We start from the raw sequence: 1,289 nt of genomic DNA, 5'->3' as shown, positions 1-1,289 counted from the left end.
GTGGAGATGTTGATCAGCTCCGCCTCATCGGTTCCCGCCGCGTGGTTCAGCAGCGCATTCAGATGCCGGGTTTGCAGCACCTGGCCCTTGGCCAGATTCAACCCCGCCGCGCGGGCGGTTTCGCGCAATGCTTCCAGCTTTTCCTGCGCCGGTTCCTCATGCACCCGGAACAGCAGCGGCGAGCGTTTCTTGATCAGCGTCTCTGCCGCGGCGACATTGGCAAGGATCATGAACTCCTCGATCAGCTTGTGCGCATCCAGCCGGTCGCGGAAGGCAACCGAGGTGACCTGACCAGCGTCATCCAGGATGATTTTGCGCTCCGGCAGGTCCAGGTCCAGGGGTTCCCGCACCGCACGCGCTCTTTTTAGAGCCTGATATGCGGCAAAAAGCGGCTTGATCACATCTTCCACAAAAGGAGTGGTCTTTTCGTTCGGAATGCCGTCCATGGCCTCCTGCACCTCGGCGTAATGCAGCGAGGCGGCGGAGCGCATCAGTCCGCGCACAAACCGGTGGCCGATCTTGTTGCCCTCGGCATCCACTTGCATCCGCGCAGCGATACAGGCACGCGGCACCCCTTCATGCAATGAACACAGATCGCCCGACAGCCGGTCCGGCAGCATCGGTACCACACGGTCGGGGAAATAGCTGGAGTTGCCGCGCTTCTTTGCCTCGCGGTCCAGCGCAGAACCGGGGCGCACATAGGCTGCCACATCGGCAATTGCCACCCAGATCACATGGCCGCCGGGGTTCTTCGGGTCGTCGTCGGCATGGGCATAGCAGGCGTCGTCATGGTCGCGCGCATCCGCCGGGTCGATGGTGACCAGCGGCAGCTCGCGCAGGTCTTCGCGGCCCTTGAGGCCCATCGGTTTGGCGGCATCCGCCTCGGCCATGACCGGATCGGGAAAATGGTCAGGGATGCCGTGCTGGTGAATAGCGATCAGCGACACTGCCTTTGGTGCCGTCGGGTCGCCCAGCCGTTCCACGATCTGCGCGCGCGGCAGGCCCATGCGGCCCTTGGGGCCGGCCTGCTCCGCCTCGACCAGCTCGCCGTCCTTGGCGCCGTTGATGGCGTCCGGTGCCACCATCCATTCGCTGGACGCGGCCTTGTCGATGGGTATAATCCGCCCGCCTTCGGAGCCTGCACGGAAGATGCCGAGGACCCGTTTCGGGTTGGTGCCGATGCGGCGGATCAGCCGAGCCTCGTAATTGTGGTCCTGATCCGGAACCAGCTGCAGCTTGACCAGAATCTTGTCGCCTTCACCCAGGGCCGGATCTGAGGCTTTGGGCAG

General features: G+C 63.9%; 1 protein-coding gene. It reads right to left on the bottom strand.

Annotated features, from left to right (window positions below; translation table 11 throughout):
* Positions 1-1,289: RNB domain-containing ribonuclease (locus A2I95_RS39085; protein WP_291737744.1), on the bottom strand; the 1,289-nt coding region annotated here is incomplete at both ends.

Source organism: Leisingera sp. F5, from assembly GCF_001593695.1.
Note: the sequence above shows the minus strand (reverse complement) of the source record. Positions and strands in the feature narration are given on the sequence as shown.